The organism is Serratia sp. BIGb0234 (assembly GCF_024809915.1).
GTDB classification, from domain to species: domain Bacteria; phylum Pseudomonadota; class Gammaproteobacteria; order Enterobacterales; family Enterobacteriaceae; genus Serratia; species Serratia liquefaciens.
This window is the reverse complement of the sequence record NZ_JANUEI010000004.1, coordinates 267,064-287,015: the sequence shown is the minus strand read 5'-3', so window position 1 is coordinate 287,015 and position 19,952 is coordinate 267,064. Positions and strand designations below refer to the sequence as shown.

The window sequence follows — 19,952 nt, the reverse complement described above, 5'->3', positions numbered from 1 at the left end:
CCTCATTGGCCTTACTGTTCTGAAAGCTCAAGCTCGGCAATAACCGGCAGGTGATCGCTTGCCGTTGACCAGGTAAATTCAGGCGAATTATGTGGGATATCCAGATTCTTCACGTTCCACTTTTGCCCCTTAAATGTGAAGATATGGTCTATATCAATAGCGGGATTGACCGCTGGCCAACTGCGAGTATCGGCTCCATCTTTCGCAACTTCATTGAAAAAATAGCGTATTTCTTTCAATGGCTGTTCATCTTGAGTCGAGTTGAAATCGCCAGCGAGGATCTTGATCGAGGAAGCCATATCTTTGAAATCAGATGCGGCATCGCCAATACTCAAATCCAAAAGGTAGCGTGCTTGTTCAGTGCGTATTGCCGGATCTTTTTGCCAGTCGAGATGGGTGACCATGATGATTGGCGCTGAATCAAATCCGGGAACCTCAACCTGCGCCAGTAATGTGACGCGCTGTTCGGCATCACCCGAGGGTAATTTCACCACCTGTGAATGTAGAATTTTATATTTGGAAAGCAGTCCTACCCCATACTCGCCGCCATCGAAATCAAGCGCTTTGCCAAAGGCATAATGCATTTTATTGGCATCAGCGATTTTTTTAAGCTGATCGAGTTTTTGACTGCGCTGGGTCTTATTGTCCACTTCCTGGATGGCGATGATATCCGCATCTATTCTTTTAATGGCCGAATTAAGTGCGGTGAAATCGGAGACGGCAGAGGAGGCTTCATTTTTACCGATGTTATAGGTGGCTATCTTCAAATGCGGTTTATCCTGCGTGAAAACCTTGTCTGGCACGCCGCCTTTTTGAACGGCAAGTATTTCATTACCAGCTAGTTTGTCGCTCGCCTGCGCGTTGGCGATAAGGCTGCCCAGCGCCATCATGGTGAATATAACTGTTTTTTTCATGTCACCTAATCTCCCGATAAAATAGATTCCTTATCAAAGAATACAGAAGAAAGGGGGCGGTTATCGTGATACCTGACTCAAACCTCCGACGCGATGAAAATTAAGGCTAGAATATCTGCCGGCACAGTGCTTTCAGGTATTTAGCGTGGCAAAGCGTTGTTGAACCACCTTCAGCACCCATTGCCGCAGCCAACGGTGGGCAGGATCGGCCTCCAAACGCGGGTGCCACATCTGCGAAACGGTGATGCTTTGGGTTTTTACCGGCAGTTCAAACATATAAAGCGCAGTGCCCAGCGGTTGATTGATCAGGAAAGAAGCAGGGACCAATGCCACCAGATCGGACGCCTGAGCCACCGCCAGCGCGGCGGGAAAACTCGGCACCACGGCGGCTATTTTTCGTTCCAACCCCAATTCAGCCAATCCCTGATCTACCGGGCCGGTGACCAGCCCACGGCGTGATGCGACCACATGGCCACAGTCAGCATAAGCCCGCGCGGTGATGTCGGCTTTCTGCTCCAACGGATGGCCCTTTCTGACCACCGCGACAAATCGGTCGCGGAACAGCGCCTGCAAGCGAATTTCCGGCCCCATATCCCCCAAAACGCCGATTTCCAAATCAACCCGTCCCTCACGCAAATGGCGGGAGTTTTTTTCCGGTTTGGGCGCAAAACAGAGTCTCACCAACGGGGCTGCCGTTGCCACGGCGGAGATCAGTGCGGCGCCGAATGCTTCGACAAAGCCCTCGTTGGCGCGCAGGGTAAATGTGCGTTCCAACGTTGATAAACTCAGTTCTGAAACCGAGGGGCGCAGTATCGAACGCGCCTCAAATACGGTGTTTTGCGTACGTTCACGAATCTCTTCGGCATAGGGAGTGAGCACCATATTGCGGCCGGCCCTTACCAGTAACGGATCTCCGGTGACTGCCCGCAAGCGGCCAAGCGTGCGGCTCATGGCCGAAGCGCTGAGGTTTAGGCGGCGTGCAGCTTCGGCCACGCTGCCGAGCGTAAGCAACGCATCGAGCGCAATCAGTAAATTGAGATCGGGTTCTGACATGTCGGGGATCCTGGTTTATTGATAGGAGAGGCGTCCGATGCAGGTGATTAGTACAAATGCTGCGTCTTCCGTAATCTATTTAGCATAGTTATATTTTTTACCGCACATGACAACGGAAACACAGAGGAATACTTTCATGCATGCAAACACCGCCAAAACAGCAACAGACCGTCCTGCTCATTGGCGCATACCGGGGATTGGGTGTTGCGATGACTCACACATCTTGCCGGTAATTGGCTGGATATTTCGGGCTAAAATGATTGCGTAGATCGCGCGTTGTCATTAGTTTTATCTGCCATTACTCAATGCGTTAAGGAAATACCTCATGCTGAAAGAAAACTTCAATGAGCTGCAAATTTTCCTGGTGGTTGCCAGAGAGAAAAGCTTTACCAAAGCGGCGGCTAAGCTGGGGGTTTCTCAGTCGGCATTGAGCCATGCGGTGAAGGCATTAGAACAACGTTTAAATACGCGTCTTCTGACCCGAACCACCCGCAGCGTCGCCCCAACGGAGGTTGGGGAGAAGTTAATCGCCTGTCTCGAGCCACGGCTTGCCGATCTTGAGCATGAACTTGAAATCCTGCTCCAACCAAATGGCACCGCTTCGGGCAACATCAGACTTTCCGCCGGGGAGCATGCAGCGCGGTGCCTGCTGTGGCCGAAGCTAAAACCTTTTCTCCGGGAATACCCTGAAATCAATATCGAACTGGTGGTGGATAATGGGTTCGTTGACATCGTGGAAGGGCGTTTCGATGCAGGTATTCGCCTTGGGGAAAGCGTAGATAAGGACATGATTGCTGTAAAAATCGGACCGGACATGCGAATGGTGGTTGTGGGGGCGCCGAGTTACTTTGCAGAGCACGGGATCCCGCAGACGCCCCACGAGTTGCAGCAACATCGTTGCATCAACATGCGGCTTCCTACCGCCGGCGGTCTATACCACTGGGAGTTTGAGAAAGACGGTAAGCCGTTGCGCGTGAAAGTGGAAGGGCAGCTGACATTTAATCTGTTGGCAGAGAGGATCGACGCTGCGTCGTCAGGGTTTGGTATCGCCTGCGTGCCCGAAGATATGATCCAAAACGAAGTCAAATCAGGGGAGCTTATCCAGATCCTGGATGAATGGTGTCCGACATTTCCCGGTTACTACCTCTATTATCCCAGCAGGAGGCAACATCCCCCGGCGTTTGCCTTGTTGATCGATGCGCTGCGCCATTAATGGGTTTTGGCCGGACACCGTTCGTGTTGAGATGGTGACAGATTGCTGAAGGTGCTTTTCCTGCGGACGATGGTAATGCTGCTTCTGCCAACAAAAAAGCCGATAACAAGCTAATGTTATCGGCTTTTGGCTGCCAGTTAGGGCAGAGCGCGCGGATTAGGCGGCAGGCAACTGCTGCGCGGTTTCTTCCACCAGCGCCAGCAGGACTTTGATATCGTCCAGGCTGACCGTCGGGTTCAACAACGTCATTTTCAGGCAGGTCACGCCGTTAAACTCGGTGACCCCGACGTTGGCGCGGCCAGATTCCAGCAACGCATCGCCGATCCGCTGGTTCAGCAGTGCCACGGCGGCATCGCCGGCGGCGGCTAACTGCTGCGGACGGTAGCGGAACAGCACGCTGGCCAGCTGCGGCTGCATGACCAGTTCCAGCGCCGGCCGATCGCCGATGTAGTGAGCCATCTGTTGCGCCAGCGTTACGCCATGATCGATGATCGCCGCATATTGCTCCTGCCCCAACGCTTCCAGGCCCATCCACAGTTTCAACGCATCAAAACGGCGGGTGGTCTGCAAGGATTTGGACACCAGGTTAGGCACGCCCTGAGCTTCATCGAACTCGGAGTTCAGGTAGGCCGCCTGATAACGCATCAGTTCATAGTGACGGGCTTCTTTCAGCAAGAAAGCACCGCAGCTGATGGTCTGGAAGAATTGTTTGTGGAAGTCCAGCGTGACGGAGTCCACCAATTCAATGCCATCCAGATAGTCGCGGTACTTCTCGGAAAGCAGCAAGGCGCCGCCCCAGGCCGCATCGACATGCACCCAGATCTGATGTTCCGCCGCCAACTGCGCAATGCCGCGCAGCGGGTCGATAGCCCCGGCATCCGTGGTACCTGCGGTGGCGACGATCGCCAGGATCTGCTCGCCATTGGCCTTGGCCTGCGCCAGTTTTTCGGCCAAATCGTTCAGATCCATACGTGCGAATTGATCGGTTTTCACCAGCGTCACGGATTGGTAACCCAGGCCGAGTAAAGCCATGTTCTTTTGCACCGAGAAGTGGGCATTTTCAGAACATAACACTTTAATCTTTCTCAGATTACCAACCAGACCATCCTGCTGCACAGAGTGGCCCTGTTTGGCGAAGAAGGCGTCACGCGCCAACATCAGCCCCATCAGGTTGCTCTGGGTACCGCCACTGGTGAACACCCCGGCGTCGCCAGGCTGGTAACCTACCTGGGTACGCAACCATTCAATCAGCTTCATCTCGATGAGGGTCGCTGACGGGCTTTGATCCCAAGAGTCCATGCTCTGGTTAGTGGCGTTGATCAACACTTCGGCAGCCTGGCTGATCACCAGGCTAGGGCAATGCAAATGTGCGACGCACTGCGGATGATGCACCGACAGGCTGTCTTTTAAAAAATACTCAATGGCGCGTTCGATAGCGACCTGGTTGCCCAGGCCCTGAGGGGTAAAATCAAGCTTGATGCGTTCACGCAGCTCGGCAACGGTTTTCCCCTGATACATCTCGGGTTGTTGCAGCCACTGCACCACGGCCTGACTGCTCTGTTCGATCGCTTGCTGGTACGCCTCTGTGCTTTGCGCAGAAGCGGCCAGAATCGGGTTTAACCGGGACATCGACTTCACTCCACATCCACCGGCTTGATGCCGGCAGCTAACAGGGCCTGTTCAAATTTATCCAGGAAGATAGCCAGTTCGTCGTTAGTGATCAGCAGGGAAGGCAGCAGACGCAGCACGCAGCCGTTACGGCCGCCGCGCTCCAGGATCAGACCGGCTTCGAAGCATTTCTTCTGCAGCAGGGCAGAGAGCTGGCCGTCAGCCGGGTAGCAGCCCATGTGATCCTGCGCTTCGTTCGGTTTCACAATTTCCAAACCGATCATCAGACCCAGACCACGCACGTGACCAATCACCGGATAACGTTTTTGCAGCTCGGCCAGCTTGGCTTTCAGCCATTCGCCTTGCGCGGCAACCTTTTCGGCCACCTGGTTATCTTTGAGGTGTTGCAGGGTGGTCAGGCCGGTAGCCATCGCCAGTTGGTTGCCGCGGAAAGTGCCGGTATGGTGGCCAGGCTCCCAGGCGTCGAACTGTTTCTTGATACCCAATACTGCCAGAGGCAAACCGCCGCCAACCGCTTTGGACATCACGATGATATCCGGCTCAATACCGGCGTGTTCAAAGGCGAACAGTTTGCCGGTACGGGCAAAACCAGCCTGAACTTCGTCGATGATCAGCAAAATGCCGTGTTCCTGCGTGACTTTGCGAATACGCTGCAGCCACTCGACCGGGGCCGGGTTAACGCCGCCTTCGCCCTGAACGGCTTCCAGAATGACCGCCGCAGGTTTGCGCACGCCGCTTTCGACGTCATTGATCAGGTTTTCGAAATAGTAAGTCAGCGCCTTGACCCCGGCTTCGCCACCGATGCCGAGCGGGCAGCGGTATTCGTGCGGGTAAGGCATAAACTGGACTTCCGGCATCATGCCGTTAATGGCTTCTTTCGGCGACAGGTTGCCCGTGACCGCCAGTGCGCCATGGGTCATGCCGTGGTAACCGCCGGAGAAGCTGATCACGCCGGTACGGCCGGTATGCTTTTTCGCCAGTTTCAGTGCGGCTTCTACCGCATCTGCGCCCGAAGGGCCACAGAACTGCAGGCAGTATTCCTGGCCTTGACCTGGTAATAAAGAGAGTAAATAGGCAGAAAACTCATCTTTCAACGGTGTTGTAAGATCGAGGGTATGTAACGGCAAGCCGCTGGTAATGACATTTTGGATGCTTTGGAGGACGTCAGGATGGTTATGACCCAGAGCCAGCGTACCCGCACCAGCCAGGCAATCAAGATATTGATTATTCTCAACATCAGTGATCCAAACGCCTTGGGCTTTCGCAATTGCCAACGGCAATTTACGGGGGTAACTCCTGACATTCGATTCAAATTCAGCTTGTCGCGCCAAATATGTTTCGTTATTTACATTTTCTAAATTCACACCGAAATTATCAATACGGACTTTATCCGTCATCATATCTCTCCTACAACTGGGGGTAACAATGACGCCCTAGTTGAATTATTGAATTGAACAATTAACTACCGTGAGAAAAACGGGCCCAATATATGGCTTTTTACCCCCCGGCTCAATAGTTATTTGGCCGGGGGAGATTTATGGTTTTTTTAATAAAAATCAATAAATTGCTTGTTTTGTGGCCAATAATGGCACGATTTAAGGGCGATTGCGGGCTTGACACGGCACAAAAAACCTCCTCAAGAAAAGTAAGGGTACCGGCCCAATACGTTTATTTTGAAGGTAATTTTCAAACAAAGGTCAGGAACATGCGGAAGGAATTTTGAAACAATGTCTTAATATAAATAAGGCATTGCTTAGACATTAACGGACTTTAGCGGAAAAGGGTGCCATTGGCGCATTACCAGGGAATTTCGCCATAACGATCAAAAAATCCTCCCGTTGGGCCATCGTTTGCGATGGAGGCCAGGGCCACGATCGCATCAGTACCCTCGGTTATCGTCTGGCAACCCAGAGGGTTGAGATCGGTTTGGGTAAAGCCCGGGTTAACGGCGTTAATCTTGATTCTCGGCAATGCCTTGGCGTATTGCGTTACCAGCATGTTGAGCGCCGCTTTTGAAGAGGGATAGGCCAGTTGCAATATTCTGGACTCGAAGGTGCCGCTTTTGCCGGTCATGGTATGAAACGAGCCCAGCGAGCTGGACACCATCACCACTCTGGGGTTGGCGGCGGCTTGCAGCAGGGGGAGAAAGGCCTGCATCATGCGAACTACGCCAAAAACCTGGGTTTGGTAGATTTCCGTCAGGGCTACGGCGCAGGTTTCCCTTGGGTGTCCCCAGGGACCAGAAACGCCGGCGTTATTGATCAGAACATCAAGGCGATCGTGTACCTTGCTGAAATCCGCCGCTGCCTGACGCACTGACTCCTCGGAAATCACATCGATGATCAGCAATTCTGCATGCAGGCCCTGCTGCGCCAGCTCTTGAATGGCCTGTTCGCCGCGCAGGGGATCCCGCGCGCCGAGGACTACGTGCCACCCGCACCCGGCAAGACGCCGGGCGGTTTCATGACCCAGGCCCCTGTTGGCACCCGTAATCAATACGGTGGTTGTCATGGTTATGCCTTACTCGACAAAATCATGTCTGCGGCTTTTTCACCGATCATAATGCTGGGAGCATTGGTGTTGCCGGTAGGAATGACCGGCATCACCGAGGCGTCGATCACGCGCAGACCAGACAGACTGTGCACGCGCAATTGCGGATCAACCACTGCCATGTTGTCGGTCCCTATGCGCGCCGTACCGACCTGATGGTGGTAGGAAGCCGTCATTCGGCGAATGTAATCGCGCATTTTATCGCGGTTATTCACACCCTCCATGCCCATCTCTTTGCCGCGCCACGGTGCCAATGCGGTTTGCTTCATCACTTCGCGCAACAGCAGGGCCTTGTCGGTCATGACCTCAAGATCTTCGTTTTCAGAATAGACTCGCGGATCCATCAGTGGGGCTTGCAGCGGGTCACGTGAGTTGAGCCAGAGACGTCCACGACTTTTCGGTGCGACCAGACCGGGAGTGACAGTGTAACCCTGGGTAACGCCCGGCATGAACGGCATGGTGAACAGCAGGGACTGGGTGTCCGGTGCGGAAAGCTCCGGGGCTGACTTATGGAAAATCTGCGCTTCGATGCCGGAGGCCAGACCGACGGCCACCGGCTGCGGCGAAGACCAAACCATAGGACACACCAGATGATCGTGCAGGTTTTCACCCACGCCTGGCAGGTTGACCAGGGTCTTAATGCCCATTTTCTCCAGCTGCTCGGCCGGGCCGATACCGGAGTGCAGCAGAATGGAAGGGCTCATCAGTGAACCGGCGCACAGCAGCACCTCATGACGGGCCTCGATGCGATAATCGGTGCCACGATGTACAAAGTGCACGCCGGTAATGTGATCGCCCTGGTTAAGCAGCTTCAATACCCGAGCTTCGGTGATCACCGACAGGTTATCCGCTCCGCGGATGGCATCGCCGTAACAGACCCAGGCGCTGGCCCGTTTGCCGTCTGGCGTCATGGTGTACTGCGGGAAACTGACGCCGGTGGAATCCTGGCCGTTGTTGTAATCCTGCACCAGCCGCAATCCGGCCTGTTGTCCGGCCTCGACAAAGGCGTGGGCCAATGGCGTCATGGCGGGACGAGATACCTGCAGCAGCCCTCCGGTAGCATGCAGGTTAGACAAGCCATCGATATTGCAGTTTTCCGCTTTGCGGAAATAAGGCAGCACGTCCTTCCAGCTCCAGCCGGTGGCCCCCATCGCCGCCCAGTTGTCGTAATCGGAGGGCAGGCCACGAACGTACATCATGCCGTTAATAGCGCTGGAACCGCCCAGGGTCTTGCCGCGTGGCCAGTAAATATCCTGTTTGCCGGCGTAAATCTGCGGTTGAGTCGAAAAACCCCAGTCAACGGCGGAATGCCACAGCGCCATGGCCTCCGGCGGATTATGAATGGCCGGCATATCGTCGCGTGGCCCGGCTTCCAACAGCAGGACCTTTAATCCTGCATCAACCAGCCGGCGGGTCACCACCGAGCCGGCCGAACCGGCGCCGATAATAATGTAGTCGTATTTTTTGTCTTCGCTTCCGATCCCGGTGCTGCGAGGGGCCGGCTGGCGGGCATAGCCGGAGAAAGGCAGTGCGGCTGCAGCGCTCATCGCCAGACTGGCGGCAATGAATCGACGGCGGCCGGCGTCGGTCTGTAGTTTATCTTGTTTCATGACGATCCCTTTTTATTGGTTTGGACGCGCGGGCTTAGTGAGCGTCGACGTCTTTCAGAGCAATCCAGGTGGCTTTCATTTCGCCGTATTGCCGCATCGCATGTAACGACAGGTCGCGGCCGATGCCTGACTGTTTGAAACCGCCGAAAGGCGAGAGAATATCGCGGGTCAGGAAGTGATTGACCCAGACGGTTCCTGCCTCCAGTTGGCGGGCAACGCGGTGAACTTTGGCGATATCCGGCGTCCAGAATCCGGCGGTTAAGCCGTATTCGCTGTCATTTGCCAACCGGATGGCGTCTGCTTCGTCTTCAAACGCGATGACCGAAGCGACCGGGCCGAAGATTTCGTTTTGCGACGCGGTCATGGTCGGGGTGGCGTTGTCGATAACCGTTGGCCAGAAGAAATGCCCACCCGGTACGATGCTGTCGTCCGCATGGCCACCACAGACGATGCTGGCGCCTTCATCACGCGCGGAGTCGACATAACGCAGGACATTGGCCTGATGCCTGGCATCAATCATTGGCCCCATCATGGTTGCGGGATCGAGTGGATGCCCTGGCTGCCAGCGGTTCACTTCTTCAATCAGCAGCGCGACAAACTGCTCCTTGATGGATGACTGCACCAGCAGGCGGGTCCCTGAGGCACAGACCGCCCCCTGATTGGCGCAAAAGCCCAAGGCGGCAAAACGTGCTGCGCGTGCCAAATCTGGCGTATCGGCAAAAATGATATGCGCGTTCTTACCGCCGCCTTCGAGGTAGGTGCGTTTCATGTTGGACTGGCCGGCATAAATCAGCAGCTGTTTGGCCACCTGGGTGGAGCCGGTAAAGGCCATCACCCGCACGGTGGGGTGCAGCGCCAGTGCCTGTCCGACCTGAGCCCCGCCGGTCACCACGTTGAATACGCCATCGGGGATACCGGCCTGTTGCGCCAGCTGCGCCAGGCGGATACCGGTTAACGGCGCTTTTTCAGAAGGTTTGAACACCACCGAGTTACCCATCGCCAGCGCCGGCGCAATCTTCCAGCAGGCAATCATCAGCGGGTTGTTCCACGGCGTCATCACCGCTACCACACCCAAGGCCTGGTAGGTGATCATGCCGTGGAAGCTGTCGCTGGTAGGGGCGATTTCGCCGGCAATCTTGTCGATCGCCTCGGCGTAATAACGCAGTGCGATCTGCACGTCCTGCATATCCATATCCAGCGACTCATGGATGGTTTTGCCGGTGTCCAGGCTTTCCAGCAGCGCCAGTTCCTCTTGATGCTGACCGACCAAATCGGCCAGGCGCAGCAGGGCGTTTTTGCGCTGTACCGGCGATTGGTCGCGCCAAATTCCGGATGCAAATGTTCGGGCCGCCGCCGCAACGGCTCGATCCACGGTGGCGGCGTCGCAGTCGGCAACCGCCGCTAGCAGCCGACCGTCGATCGGGCTGATATCGGCAAAAGTGGCACCGTCGGCAGAGTCCTGATACTGACCGTCGATATAGGCACGCCCTTCGATCTGCAGTGCGTTTGCCTGCTGCTGCCATTGTTTAAAGGTTTTCGTCTGGCTACTCATAGGGAGTCCTTGTTTCAGTCTGTGGGGATCCTCTTTCGAGGGATAAAGCTAAACTAGCTGTGGTCAGGCTGAACAACCAGAGGGCTTGCCGTATCACACTGGTGCCGAACAGGCACCAATGGATGACGTATATTGTGCTAATGACGAGCGTGCTGAAAGGACGTGAATGTGGACATGATGAATGCATTACGCATATTCAATGCGGTGGTAAAAGGCGGCAATTTTACGGCGGCTTCAGAGGCGCTTGACCTTTCCCGACCGCGCGTGAGCAAGAGTATTGCCGAGTTGGAACAGCATTTTGGCGTGCGCTTGCTGCACCGTACCACGCGGTCGATGACGCTGACGGAGGCCGGGCGGGAATGTTACGAATACAGCCAGCGCATTGCCGGCGAATGCCAGGCGTTGGAAGCCTATATGGGCAACCAGGGGCAGCCCGCAGGCACCTTGCGTATCAGTGCGCCACACCCCTATTGTCGGGCTGAACTGGCAACCATAGTGGCCGGTTATCAGCGTCGTTATCCGCGGGTGTCGGTGGAGTTCTGCCTCAGCGACCAGTTGATCAACCTGATCGATCAGGGGATTGATGTGGCGATCCGCGTGGCCAATCTGTCGGATTCGTCTCTGGTGGCGCGCAAGCTGTGTGAAATACCCCGAATACTTTGTGCGTCTCCCGATTATTTAAAGCACCACGGGACCCCGGACAACCCACAGGCACTGCGGGAGCACAATTGTCTGGTCTACTCACTGTTGCCCCGTGCGGAACAATGGGAATACCTGGATGAGGAGGGGCGTCTGATCGAGGTGCCGGTATGCGGATCGCTGCGAGCCAACAGTGGCGATGCCTTGTTGGCCAGCGCGCTGGAGGGCAGAGGCATTATTCTTGAGCCGGAGTTCGTGGTGAGAGAGGCGTTGGCCAGCGGCGCGTTGATCAGGTTAATGAGGGATTACACCTGGAGCCATCGATCGCTGTATGTGGTCTATGTTAACCGGCGTTATCTGCCGGTTAACATTCGCAGTTTTGTCGATTTTGTCGCGGAGTATTATCGGCAATCCAGATTACCGCCGGGGCAGAAACTCACGGACACCCCGCCGGCTGCCTGAACGCAGGGCTACTCTGCGTCGAACTTAAAGCGCGCGGCTTCGGCTATCAGTTCCCGCGCCAGCGTTTCATTCGCCAATGCGTCCAGCAACAGCAGGTTAAGGCGAGTCAAAAATAGCGCCAGAGGTTCGCCGGTAAACGGCTCGGCGGCCAGATAAAACTGGCTGTACAGCTCATCGAGCTGCTGTTCGGTCAATTTAGCCTGCATCTTTTGCTCCTTGGTTATCGTTCTGCCAGCCGCTGGCCCGCAAGATGGCCTGTTCGATGACGGCAGAGTCCACATCATCACTCTGCGTCCAGCGCCAGCAGACGTGCCCGTCCGGTCGGATCAGATAGAGTGCGCCGGCGGGCCCGCTGTAGGCCGCGTGCACCTGTCCATCAGGATCTTCCACCCATCCGGCAGCACCGGCCTGCGGTTGTCCAGGCCGCCCCAGAGTGACCACGCGCAGCAACGGATGGTCGCTGATTTCCACAGCGCTGGTAGCGTCCTGCGCCGGGAAGCGCAGCAGGGTGAAGAGTCGCGCATCCAGCAATCGGGTCAGGTGGGTTGGCTCACCATTCAGTAACAGGGGGAACTCCGGCAATACCGCGCCGAGTTTGGGCCCTACAGCCGCGGGGGCCGTCACCGTCGGGGTATTCAAAGGCGAATCCCCGTAACAAATGCTGTGGGTCTGACGGGGATTGATCAGCGCGGAAAACTGCGGGTGGCGAGCCGCCAGCGACAGCACCGCATTACGCAGCGTGCTGCCGGCCGGGGTCGCCGGGCACATAAACTCGGCGCTGCGGCTGGCTTGTCCGGCATTTTCACGCCAGGCCTTCTGACGTTCGCTGGAATAACTGGCCAATAGCGACGGCGGCGCCAACCCTTTCAGCACGTAGGCCAGCTTCCAGCCGAGGTTATAGGCATCGTCCAGCCCGCCGTTAAGCCCACGTACGCCGAAAATTGGCACTACGTGCGCCGCATCGCCGACGAACAGCACCCGGTCGTGATGATAGTTGTCCAGCGACAGGGCTTTGGCGTTGTACATGCTGATCCAAATCGGGCGCCATTTCCCTTTTTCACCGACCATATCGAGAAAACTCTCGACGACCGGCAGCACGTTTTCCGGCTTCAGTCCTTCTTCGTCGCTGACGCCGTCTTCCAGCAGGTAATCAATGCGCCAGATGTTGTCCGGTTGGCGATGCATCCACATTGGGCCAGGGCGCAGGGCGGTTTCGAACCACACGCGCCGTTCTGCCGGGGTCTCGCTTTCCAATTCAATATCTATGATGGCGAAGCGTCCATGATGCACATCCCCCTGCAGATGCAGGCCCATTTGTTCCCGCACCCGGCTGCGGCCACCGTCGCAGGCAATCACCCAGTCGGCTTCTGACTGGTAATCGACCCCAACAGCATTCAGTGACAATGTCACGCCTTCGTCATGATGCACCAGGCTCTGGAGCTCGGTACCCCAACGCAGTTCGATCAAATCCTCATGGCGCAGCACCTCGTCCAGCAAAAATTGCTCGATATAATACTGCTGCAGGTTGATCATCGCCGGAAACTGCTGGTTATCATCCACGAGCATGTCGAACTGCATCACCATCTCGCCCTGATAAAAGCTGCGTCCACGGGTCCAGGCGAGACCCTTGCCGACAAAGGTGTCTGCCAGCCCCAGTTTGTCGAGGATCTCCAGGCTGCGGCGGGAGATGCACGCCGCCCGGCTGCCGGTGCATACCTGGGTATCATTCTCCACTATCAACGAAGCGATGCCTTGTTTCGCCAATGCCAGCGCCAGCGATAAGCCCACCGGTCCACCGCCGACAATCACCACCCGATGCCGACGCTGTTCGCGGTTATCGTGCAGCGACGGTAGCTTGACCGCATATTGTTGATAGCGGAATTCACCAATCACGTTTTCTTGTTGCATAAAGATTCTCCTTGTCGTTGCCGGTTACTCCGCCACAGGGGCGATCAACTCAGAAAAGGGATGCCGGATCTGGCCCGCCTGCATCGGCATTACCCAATCGGGAAGTTGCTGCGTGATTTCCACGTCCATCAACACCGCTTTTTCAATAAAATGCGCCAGATGCTCCATCGCTTCGGGCCGGGCATCGTGCAACACCATCACCGTCCAGGGCTGATTGGCGATATCTTCCAGCGCACGCGCCACCCAGGCGTCGGTCGGCAGTTCCCAATCCCGCGGTACCGAGTTCCACAACACCAGACTGAATCCTTGCTGTTGCAGCACCTCAACCGCCTCTTGATTCAACACGTGCGGTCCGAGGATCCCTTTACCGGCATAGGGGCGAAACAGCGGCGGCGACTCGGCGTATTGACCCAGTCGGGCCTGGCCTTCGGTAATTTCGTGACGGGCAAAACCCGGAGCCCCCAGCCCCAGCGGCAGAGAGTGGGTCAGGGTATGAATGCCGACCCGGTGACCGGCGTCTTTCACCGATTTAACCAGAGCTTCACCGCCAGGCGCGGATATCTTCTCGCCGATAGGGAAGAAGTTGGCCAGAATGCGGAACTCCTGCAGCGTCTTCAGCACCAGCGGGGTTCCCTGGGGATGGGGACCGTTATCAAAGGTCAAAGTGAGTTTTTTATGCATGTTCCTGCTCCTGAGAAGTGGCCAGCATCAAATCAACTGCGCGCTCTGCCACCATGATAGTCGGTGCATTGGTATTGCCTGCCGGGATGCGCGGGAAAATCGACGCATCAGCGATACGCACTCCCGCCAGGCCACGCAGGCGAAGTTCCAGATCCACCACGGAAGTCGCGGGATCTGCCCCCATGCGGCAGGTACCGGTAGGGTGATACTCCGTTTTGCCATGCTCGCGCACGAACGACGCCAACTGTTCATCGCTGTTCAAATTCGGCGCGGGCAACAGAACCTGATCAATCAGTGACGCCAACGCCGGGGCCTGGAACAGCTGCAAGCCAAGACGTACCGCTCTGACCTGCGCAGCGACATCTTCCGCTGTCCCCATATAGTTGAGGCTGATGCGCGGTAATGAACGTGGATTACCGTCGCGCAACCGGACTTCACCCCTGGCCTGTGGCCGCAGGTGCGCCAGCTTGAGGGATAGGGCATGCTGGTTTTGCGCCTGTTTTCCCTTGTCGTCGACGTTATCCGACGCCGCCAGCCCCATCAGCTGCACATCTGGCCGATCGTCGTCGCCGGTGGCGAAAAAACCGCCGCACTCCAGCAGGTTGGAGGCGCAGATACCGCGTTTGAACAGCAGCCATTCCAGACCGTTCGCCAATGCCTTCAGGCCTTTGTCTTGCCCGAGCAGGCTAATCGGCTTTCGCAGGCTGGCAATCAGCGAAAAATGCAGATGATCCTGCAGGCGTTGGCCGACCAGAGGGCTGTCAACCTGGAGTTTGATGCCGACTTCGCGCAGATGCTCTGCTGGACCGATGCCGGACAGCATCAACAGTTTTGGGGTCCCGATGGCGCCGGCGCATAACACCACTTCCCGGCTGGCCAGCGCCTGTTGGCGTTTCCCCTCGGCGTCGGTAAATACCACGCCGGTAGCACGATCCTGCTCCAGCAACAGGCGCTCAACCAGCACGCCGGTCATCACCTGCAGATTCGCGTGTTGGCGCACCGGCGCCAGATAGGCCACCGAGGTGCTGTAACGGTGCCCCTGATAGGTGGTAGTTTGATAGAAGCCTATGCCTTGCTGGCTGGCGCCGTTAAAGTCATTGAGATAGGGATAACCCAGCTCCTGACCGGCTTTGACGATGGCGTAGCTGAGCGGATGGCGATAACCGGAGTCGCTGACTTTCAGGTGGCCGCTATCGCCGTGATAGTCGTCGTGCAGGCTTTGGTTGCATTCCGACCGGATAAAATAGGGCAGCACATCGCGATAGCCCCAGCCGGTACAGCCGTCCTGGGTTTCCCAATCGTCATAATCCCTGGCATTGCCACGCACGTAGAGCTGTCCATTCACCGAGCTGCCACCGCCCAGCACACGGCCCTGCGGTACGCTCATCGACCGATTGTCCATATGGGGTTCGGCATCGCTTTGATAGGGCCAGACCAGCTTGCCGACAATTTCCGGAAATCCGGCCGGCATGCGGATGAAGATCCCTTTGTCTTCTGGCCCGGCCTCCAGCAGCAAAATGCGCGCCGAGGTTCTTTCCGCCAACAAACCGGCAACCACGCAACCGGCAGAACCACCGCCGACCACAATGTAGTCGTACCTTTCATTCTCTTTCATGCTCTCTCCGTGCAGATGAGGGTGGAAAATTTGCGATGGAAGAAAAAATATATTTTTTAATATAAAGAATATTTTTTGTTGATGTCACTATTTTTTGTCGATAGCATGACATTTATGCAACATCGCACGGCTCAGTCATGAGCTGCCTCGCTAGAAGGAGAGAACGGTTATGGATGTGAGACTGGCTGATAAACGCGCCCTGGTATGCGCTTCCAGCAGTGGTTTGGGTTATGCCTGTGCCGCAGCCCTGCTTAGAGAAGGGGTCAGCGTCTGGATTAATGGCCGCGACGAAGAGCGCCTGCTGGCCGCGCAGCAGCGGCTTAAGGCTGAGACCGGCGGGCGCGTTTTTACTGTCGCCGGTGACATAACCACCCTACAAGGGCGCGAAGCCTTACTGGCTGCCTGCCCGGATGCCGATATTCTGGTCAATAATAACGCCGGGCCACCGCCGGGGAATTTCTTTGAGTTTGACGAGCAGACCTGGCTGTCGGCGCTGCAAGGGAATTTGCTGGCACCGCTGATGTTGATCCGCGCCTTGATACCGGGGATGCGCGAGCGGAAGTTTGGCCGCATCATCAATATCACCTCGGCGATGGTCAGTACGCCGCGTGCGCACATGACGCTTTCCGCTGCGTCGCGCGCCGGTCTGACGGCCGCCTGTAAAGGGTTGTCCCGCGAATGCATTGTCGATAACGTCACCATTAACAATTTGCTGCCGGAACGTTTTGATACGCCTCGCCAGCAGCAGATGGCGCAGGTGGCGATGAAACAGAGCGGCATTACCTTCGAACAGGCGCGCCAACGACAGATTGACTCGATCCCCGCCGGTCGCATGGGCCAGCCTGCCGAATTCGGCGCGGCCTGTGTTTACCTGTGCAGCGACCTGAGCGGATTTATTACCGGGCAAAACATGCACCTGGACGGCGGCGCCTATCCAGCGTTGTTATAACCGTACAGCGAGATAAAACAGCGAATGAACAGCAAACAAACAGAAAACCTGCAATTGCAGAACGGGACTTTCAAAAGCCTGAGCGGCGCCGCCGTGGCGCTGATCCGCCGTCGGATTATCAACGGTGAATACTCTCCGGGCAGCAAACTGGTGATCGGCAATATCGCCGGTGAATTGGACATCAGCCCAGGGCTGGTGCGTGAGGCGCTGTCGCGGTTGGTGACGGAAGGGCTGGTGACCGCCCACGAGCAACGCGGTTTTCGTGCCAGTGAGGTATCACTCAGCGAACTGAAAGACATTACCGCCAATCGACAACTGATCGAAACCCATGCTTTACGGTTAGCGATTGCCAACGGTGATGCCGAATGGGAAGCGGGGATTATCGCCGCCTTTCACCGACTGACGCGCTGCCCGCGCATGGATGACGAAGATCACTCGGCAAACTGGAGCCAGCTCCATTACAGCTTTCATCGCAGCCTGCTGATGGCCTGCAATTCACCGTGGATGCTGCGCTTTTCTGACTTGCTGTTCGATCAGTCGGAGCGCTATCGCCGCCTGCGGTTCGGTTATGAGCTGGAAGGGATGGATTCACCACGCGATGTCGACGGTGAGCATCAGGCCATCATGGATGCGGTGCTGGCGCGCGATGCCGACCGCGCCGTCGAGCTGCTTAGCCAGCATTATCAAAGCACCGTGCAGCGAATTATCAACCAGGCCGACAGCACCATATTCAACGGCGCGGCTGCGTCCCCGGAGGCCAAATGAAGATCGTCAGTTTTATTAGCCAGGGGCGTGCAGGTTATGGCCTGCTGCGCGGAGACGACGAGATTGTCGACTGCAGCCAGTCATTGCCCTATCCGGACGTGCGCAGCGCGTTAGCCGCCGGCAGTTTTAACGTGTTCCTGCCGTTTGTGAATGCGCCTGCCACCCTGAAAGCCAGCGAGGTCAGTTGGTTGCCGCCGGTGCCCAACCCGGACAAAATTATTTGCGTGGGGCTGAATTACCGCCCGCACCTGCTGGAAACCGGCCGGGAGGAACCCGATCGGCCAACGCTGTTTTTGCGGCTGCCTTCTTCACAGGTCGGGCATCAGCAGCCGCTGCTGGCACCGCCGGAGTCGTCTCAATTTGACTATGAAGGCGAGCTGGCCGTGGTGATTGGTAAAGGGGGGCGCCGCATTGCCCAGCGCGATGCCATGCAGCATATCGCCGGTTACGCCTGCTACAACGACGGCAGCGTGCGCGACTGGCAGCGGCACAGCTCGCAATTCACTCCCGGTAAAAACTTCCGCCACACCGCGGCCTTTGGTCCCTGGCTGGTCAGTGCCGACGACATTCCCGACCCGCGTGCGCTAACGCTGGAAACCCGTCTGAACGGGCAGGTGATGCAACAGGCCTCTGTCGATGACCTGATTTTCTCGATCCCGGCGCTGATCGAGTATTGCTCGGCATTTACCGATCTGCTGCCCGGCGATGTGCTGGTGACCGGTACGCCCGGTGGCGTTGGCGCATTCCGACAGCCACCGGTCTGGATGAAAGCGGGGGATCGGGTGGAGGTTGAGATTGCCGGTATCGGCACCCTGAGTAACCCAGTGATTGACGACGCCTTAGGGCGTTAAAGGACTCTTTTCCGACAAACGAGGTGGATTACGATGGCTGATATCAAAGTGCTTCCACAGGTTTCCGCCTTTCTGGCGCAGGAACATGGGCAGTTTATCGATGGACAACTGATCCCGGCGGCGGGCGGGCAACGCTTGCCGGTAGTCAATCCGGCCAATGGCCAGACGATCGCCAACGTGGCTGGTGCCACCGCCAACGAAGTGGAGCAGGCGATGCAATCGGCTGACCGGGCGCTGAAGGGCGAATGGGGAAAAAGCCTGCCGGCCCAGCGTCAGCAGATACTGTTACGCTTTGCCGATCTGCTGGAGGCCCACAGAGAGGAGATTGCCCAGTTGGAAACCCTGACCAACGGTAAGCTGATCGGTTCCTCCAGGCTGTTCGAGGTTGACCATACCTGCGTTTTCATCCGGTATTACGCCGGTTGGGCCACCAAACTGCATGGTGAAACCCTTGCGCCGTCAATCCCTTCGTTTAACGGCGAGCGATATACCGCGATGACTTACCGCGAGCCGGTGGGCGTGGTGGCGGCCATTATTCCCTGGAATTTCCCGGTGATGATCGCCATTTGGAAAATTGCAGCCGCCTTGTGCACCGGGTGTTGCATCGTGGTCAAACCCAGTGAGTTTGCACCTTTGACCCTGCTGCGTCTGGCGCAGTTGGCCCATCAGGCCGGGGTGCCTGCGGGCGTATTCAACGTGGTCAATGGCGAACGCCAGGTGGGGCAGTGGCTGATCGAGCATCCACGGGTCAATAAGGTCAGTTTCACCGGTTCGGTTCCGGCCGGTATCGCGATCGGCCAGGCGGCGATAAAAGCCGATTTGACCCGCATCACCCTGGAGTTGGGAGGAAAAAACCCGGCGGCGTTTCTTGCCGACGTCGATACCCAGCGGGCGGTGGACGGCATTATGCTCGCCGGGCTGGTGCATCAGGGGCAGGTTTGTTCCTCTGCCGAGCGGTTTTATATTCATGCGTCGCGCTTCGACGAGATTGTCGAGCAGGTTATCGCCCGGGTCGAGGCGCTGAAAATAGGTTCGCCGATGGACGAAGCCACGCAATACGGTCCGTTGGCTAACCAGGCGCATTTTAACCGCATCAAGGCGATGTTTGATCAGGCGCACAGCCATGACCAGGTACTGAGTGGGGGTACGGTGCTGGACGGAGAGGGGTTCTATGTGACCCCGACGGTGATCCGTGCCACCGGTCAGGACGATCCGCTGATGCGTGAAGAAGCCTTCGCCGGGGTGCTGAGCTTTATGCCGTTTGAGGATGAAGAGCAACTCTTGCATTTGATGAATGATTCGTCCTATGGCCTGTCCGCCAGTATCTGGACCAATGACTTCAGCAAGGCGATGGATTTGATGCGGCGGATTGAGGCCGGGATGGTATGGGTAAATTCGCACACCATTATGGATCCGGCGGTGCCGTTCGGCGGGATGAAAGCCTCCGGTATTGGCCGCGAGTTCGGCAGCGCGTTTATCGAGTCCTATACCGAACTTAAATCCGTCATCATGTGCTACTGAATCCCACGGAAACGGGGCCACGGCCCCGGTAAGGAATCAC

At 56.8% G+C, this 19,952-nt stretch carries 17 protein-coding genes; 6 read left to right on the top strand and 11 right to left on the bottom strand.

Translation table 11 applies throughout. The features are described 5' to 3' along the window. Positions 1-11 precede the first annotated feature (11 nt). Positions 12-914, bottom strand: a complete 903-nt coding sequence (locus tag M2407_RS17520; RefSeq protein ID WP_048758948.1) for an endonuclease/exonuclease/phosphatase family protein — start codon at positions 912-914, stop codon at positions 12-14. Between the two features lie 132 nt (positions 915-1,046). Further along, complete coding sequence (locus M2407_RS17515; protein ID WP_187962887.1) at positions 1,047-1,967, bottom strand: LysR family transcriptional regulator; 921 nt, start codon at positions 1,965-1,967, stop codon at positions 1,047-1,049. Between the two features lie 325 nt (positions 1,968-2,292). Here M2407_RS17515 and M2407_RS17510 point away from each other — a divergent pair, with 325 nt between their 5' ends. Then, positions 2,293-3,180 carry a LysR family transcriptional regulator gene (locus M2407_RS17510; RefSeq protein ID WP_129940603.1) on the top strand — a complete coding sequence of 296 codons (888 nt, stop codon included), beginning with the start codon at positions 2,293-2,295 and terminating at the stop codon, positions 3,178-3,180. Positions 3,181-3,336: 156 nt separating this feature from the next. Here the strand turns inward: M2407_RS17510 and M2407_RS17505 are convergent, their stop codons facing one another. From M2407_RS17505 to M2407_RS17485, 5 genes are all read right to left on the bottom strand, one after another. Beyond that, positions 3,337-4,809, bottom strand: a complete 1,473-nt coding sequence (locus tag M2407_RS17505; RefSeq protein ID WP_259218736.1) for an aspartate aminotransferase family protein — start codon at positions 4,807-4,809, stop codon at positions 3,337-3,339. Between the two features lie 5 nt (positions 4,810-4,814). Continuing rightward, positions 4,815-6,206, bottom strand: a complete 1,392-nt coding sequence (locus tag M2407_RS17500; protein WP_020826882.1) for a diaminobutyrate--2-oxoglutarate transaminase — start codon at positions 6,204-6,206, stop codon at positions 4,815-4,817. A 400-nt stretch (positions 6,207-6,606) separates the two neighbouring features. Continuing rightward, on the bottom strand, positions 6,607-7,320 hold the full coding sequence (locus M2407_RS17495) for an SDR family NAD(P)-dependent oxidoreductase (protein WP_046373559.1): 714 nt from the start codon (positions 7,318-7,320) through the stop codon (positions 6,607-6,609). Positions 7,321-7,322: 2 nt separating this feature from the next. Continuing rightward, the gene (locus tag M2407_RS17490) at positions 7,323-8,969 is read right to left on the bottom strand and encodes a GMC family oxidoreductase (RefSeq protein WP_259218734.1); all 1,647 of its coding nucleotides are present in this window, start codon (positions 8,967-8,969) and stop codon (positions 7,323-7,325) included. A gap of 34 nt (positions 8,970-9,003) precedes the next feature. Next, entirely contained in the window at positions 9,004-10,521 is a 1,518-nt protein-coding gene (locus M2407_RS17485; RefSeq protein ID WP_187962892.1) for an aldehyde dehydrogenase family protein, read from the bottom strand. Between the two features lie 174 nt (positions 10,522-10,695). Between M2407_RS17485 and M2407_RS17480 the strand changes: the two genes are divergently transcribed. Beyond that, complete coding sequence (locus M2407_RS17480; RefSeq protein ID WP_020826887.1) at positions 10,696-11,622, top strand: LysR family transcriptional regulator; 927 nt, start codon at positions 10,696-10,698, stop codon at positions 11,620-11,622. An 8-nt stretch (positions 11,623-11,630) separates the two neighbouring features. On the opposite strand, the gene M2407_RS17475 is transcribed toward M2407_RS17480, so the two are convergent. Genes M2407_RS17475 through M2407_RS17460 form a run of 4 tightly spaced genes read right to left on the bottom strand, consistent with a single transcriptional unit; the run spans position 11,631 to position 15,826 of the window. Further along, complete coding sequence (locus M2407_RS17475) at positions 11,631-11,828, bottom strand: hypothetical protein (protein ID WP_020826888.1); 198 nt, start codon at positions 11,826-11,828, stop codon at positions 11,631-11,633. Beyond that, a complete protein-coding gene (locus M2407_RS17470) occupies positions 11,818-13,530 on the bottom strand; it encodes an FAD-dependent monooxygenase (RefSeq protein ID WP_259218733.1) in 1,713 nt (570 codons plus the stop codon). The genes M2407_RS17475 and M2407_RS17470 overlap by 11 nt, the downstream gene beginning before the upstream one ends. 24 nt (positions 13,531-13,554) lie before the next feature. After that, the gene (locus M2407_RS17465; protein ID WP_020826890.1) at positions 13,555-14,211 is read right to left on the bottom strand and encodes a polysaccharide deacetylase family protein; all 657 of its coding nucleotides are present in this window, start codon (positions 14,209-14,211) and stop codon (positions 13,555-13,557) included. After that, positions 14,204-15,826: a GMC family oxidoreductase gene (locus M2407_RS17460; protein WP_217331249.1), complete on the bottom strand. Its 1,623-nt coding sequence runs from the start codon at positions 15,824-15,826 to the stop codon at positions 14,204-14,206. The genes M2407_RS17465 and M2407_RS17460 overlap by 8 nt, the downstream gene beginning before the upstream one ends. Before the next feature lie 169 nt (positions 15,827-15,995). Here M2407_RS17460 and M2407_RS17455 point away from each other — a divergent pair, with 169 nt between their 5' ends. Genes M2407_RS17455 through M2407_RS17440 form a run of 4 tightly spaced genes read left to right on the top strand, consistent with a single transcriptional unit; the run spans position 15,996 to position 19,912 of the window. Further along, the gene (locus tag M2407_RS17455) at positions 15,996-16,775 is read left to right on the top strand and encodes an SDR family oxidoreductase (RefSeq protein ID WP_020826892.1); all 780 of its coding nucleotides are present in this window, start codon (positions 15,996-15,998) and stop codon (positions 16,773-16,775) included. Positions 16,776-16,799: 24 nt separating this feature from the next. Then, positions 16,800-17,540 (top strand): GntR family transcriptional regulator, encoded by a 741-nt coding sequence (locus M2407_RS17450; protein ID WP_048758932.1) that lies wholly within the window; start codon positions 16,800-16,802, stop codon positions 17,538-17,540. Continuing rightward, positions 17,537-18,391, top strand: coding sequence for a fumarylacetoacetate hydrolase family protein (locus M2407_RS17445; protein WP_259218727.1), 855 nt, complete (start codon positions 17,537-17,539; stop codon positions 18,389-18,391). Before M2407_RS17450 ends, M2407_RS17445 begins: the two co-directional genes overlap by 4 nt. A gap of 33 nt (positions 18,392-18,424) precedes the next feature. After that, positions 18,425-19,912: an aldehyde dehydrogenase family protein gene (locus M2407_RS17440; RefSeq protein ID WP_259218726.1), complete on the top strand. Its 1,488-nt coding sequence runs from the start codon at positions 18,425-18,427 to the stop codon at positions 19,910-19,912. Positions 19,913-19,952: the final 40 nt, after the last annotated feature.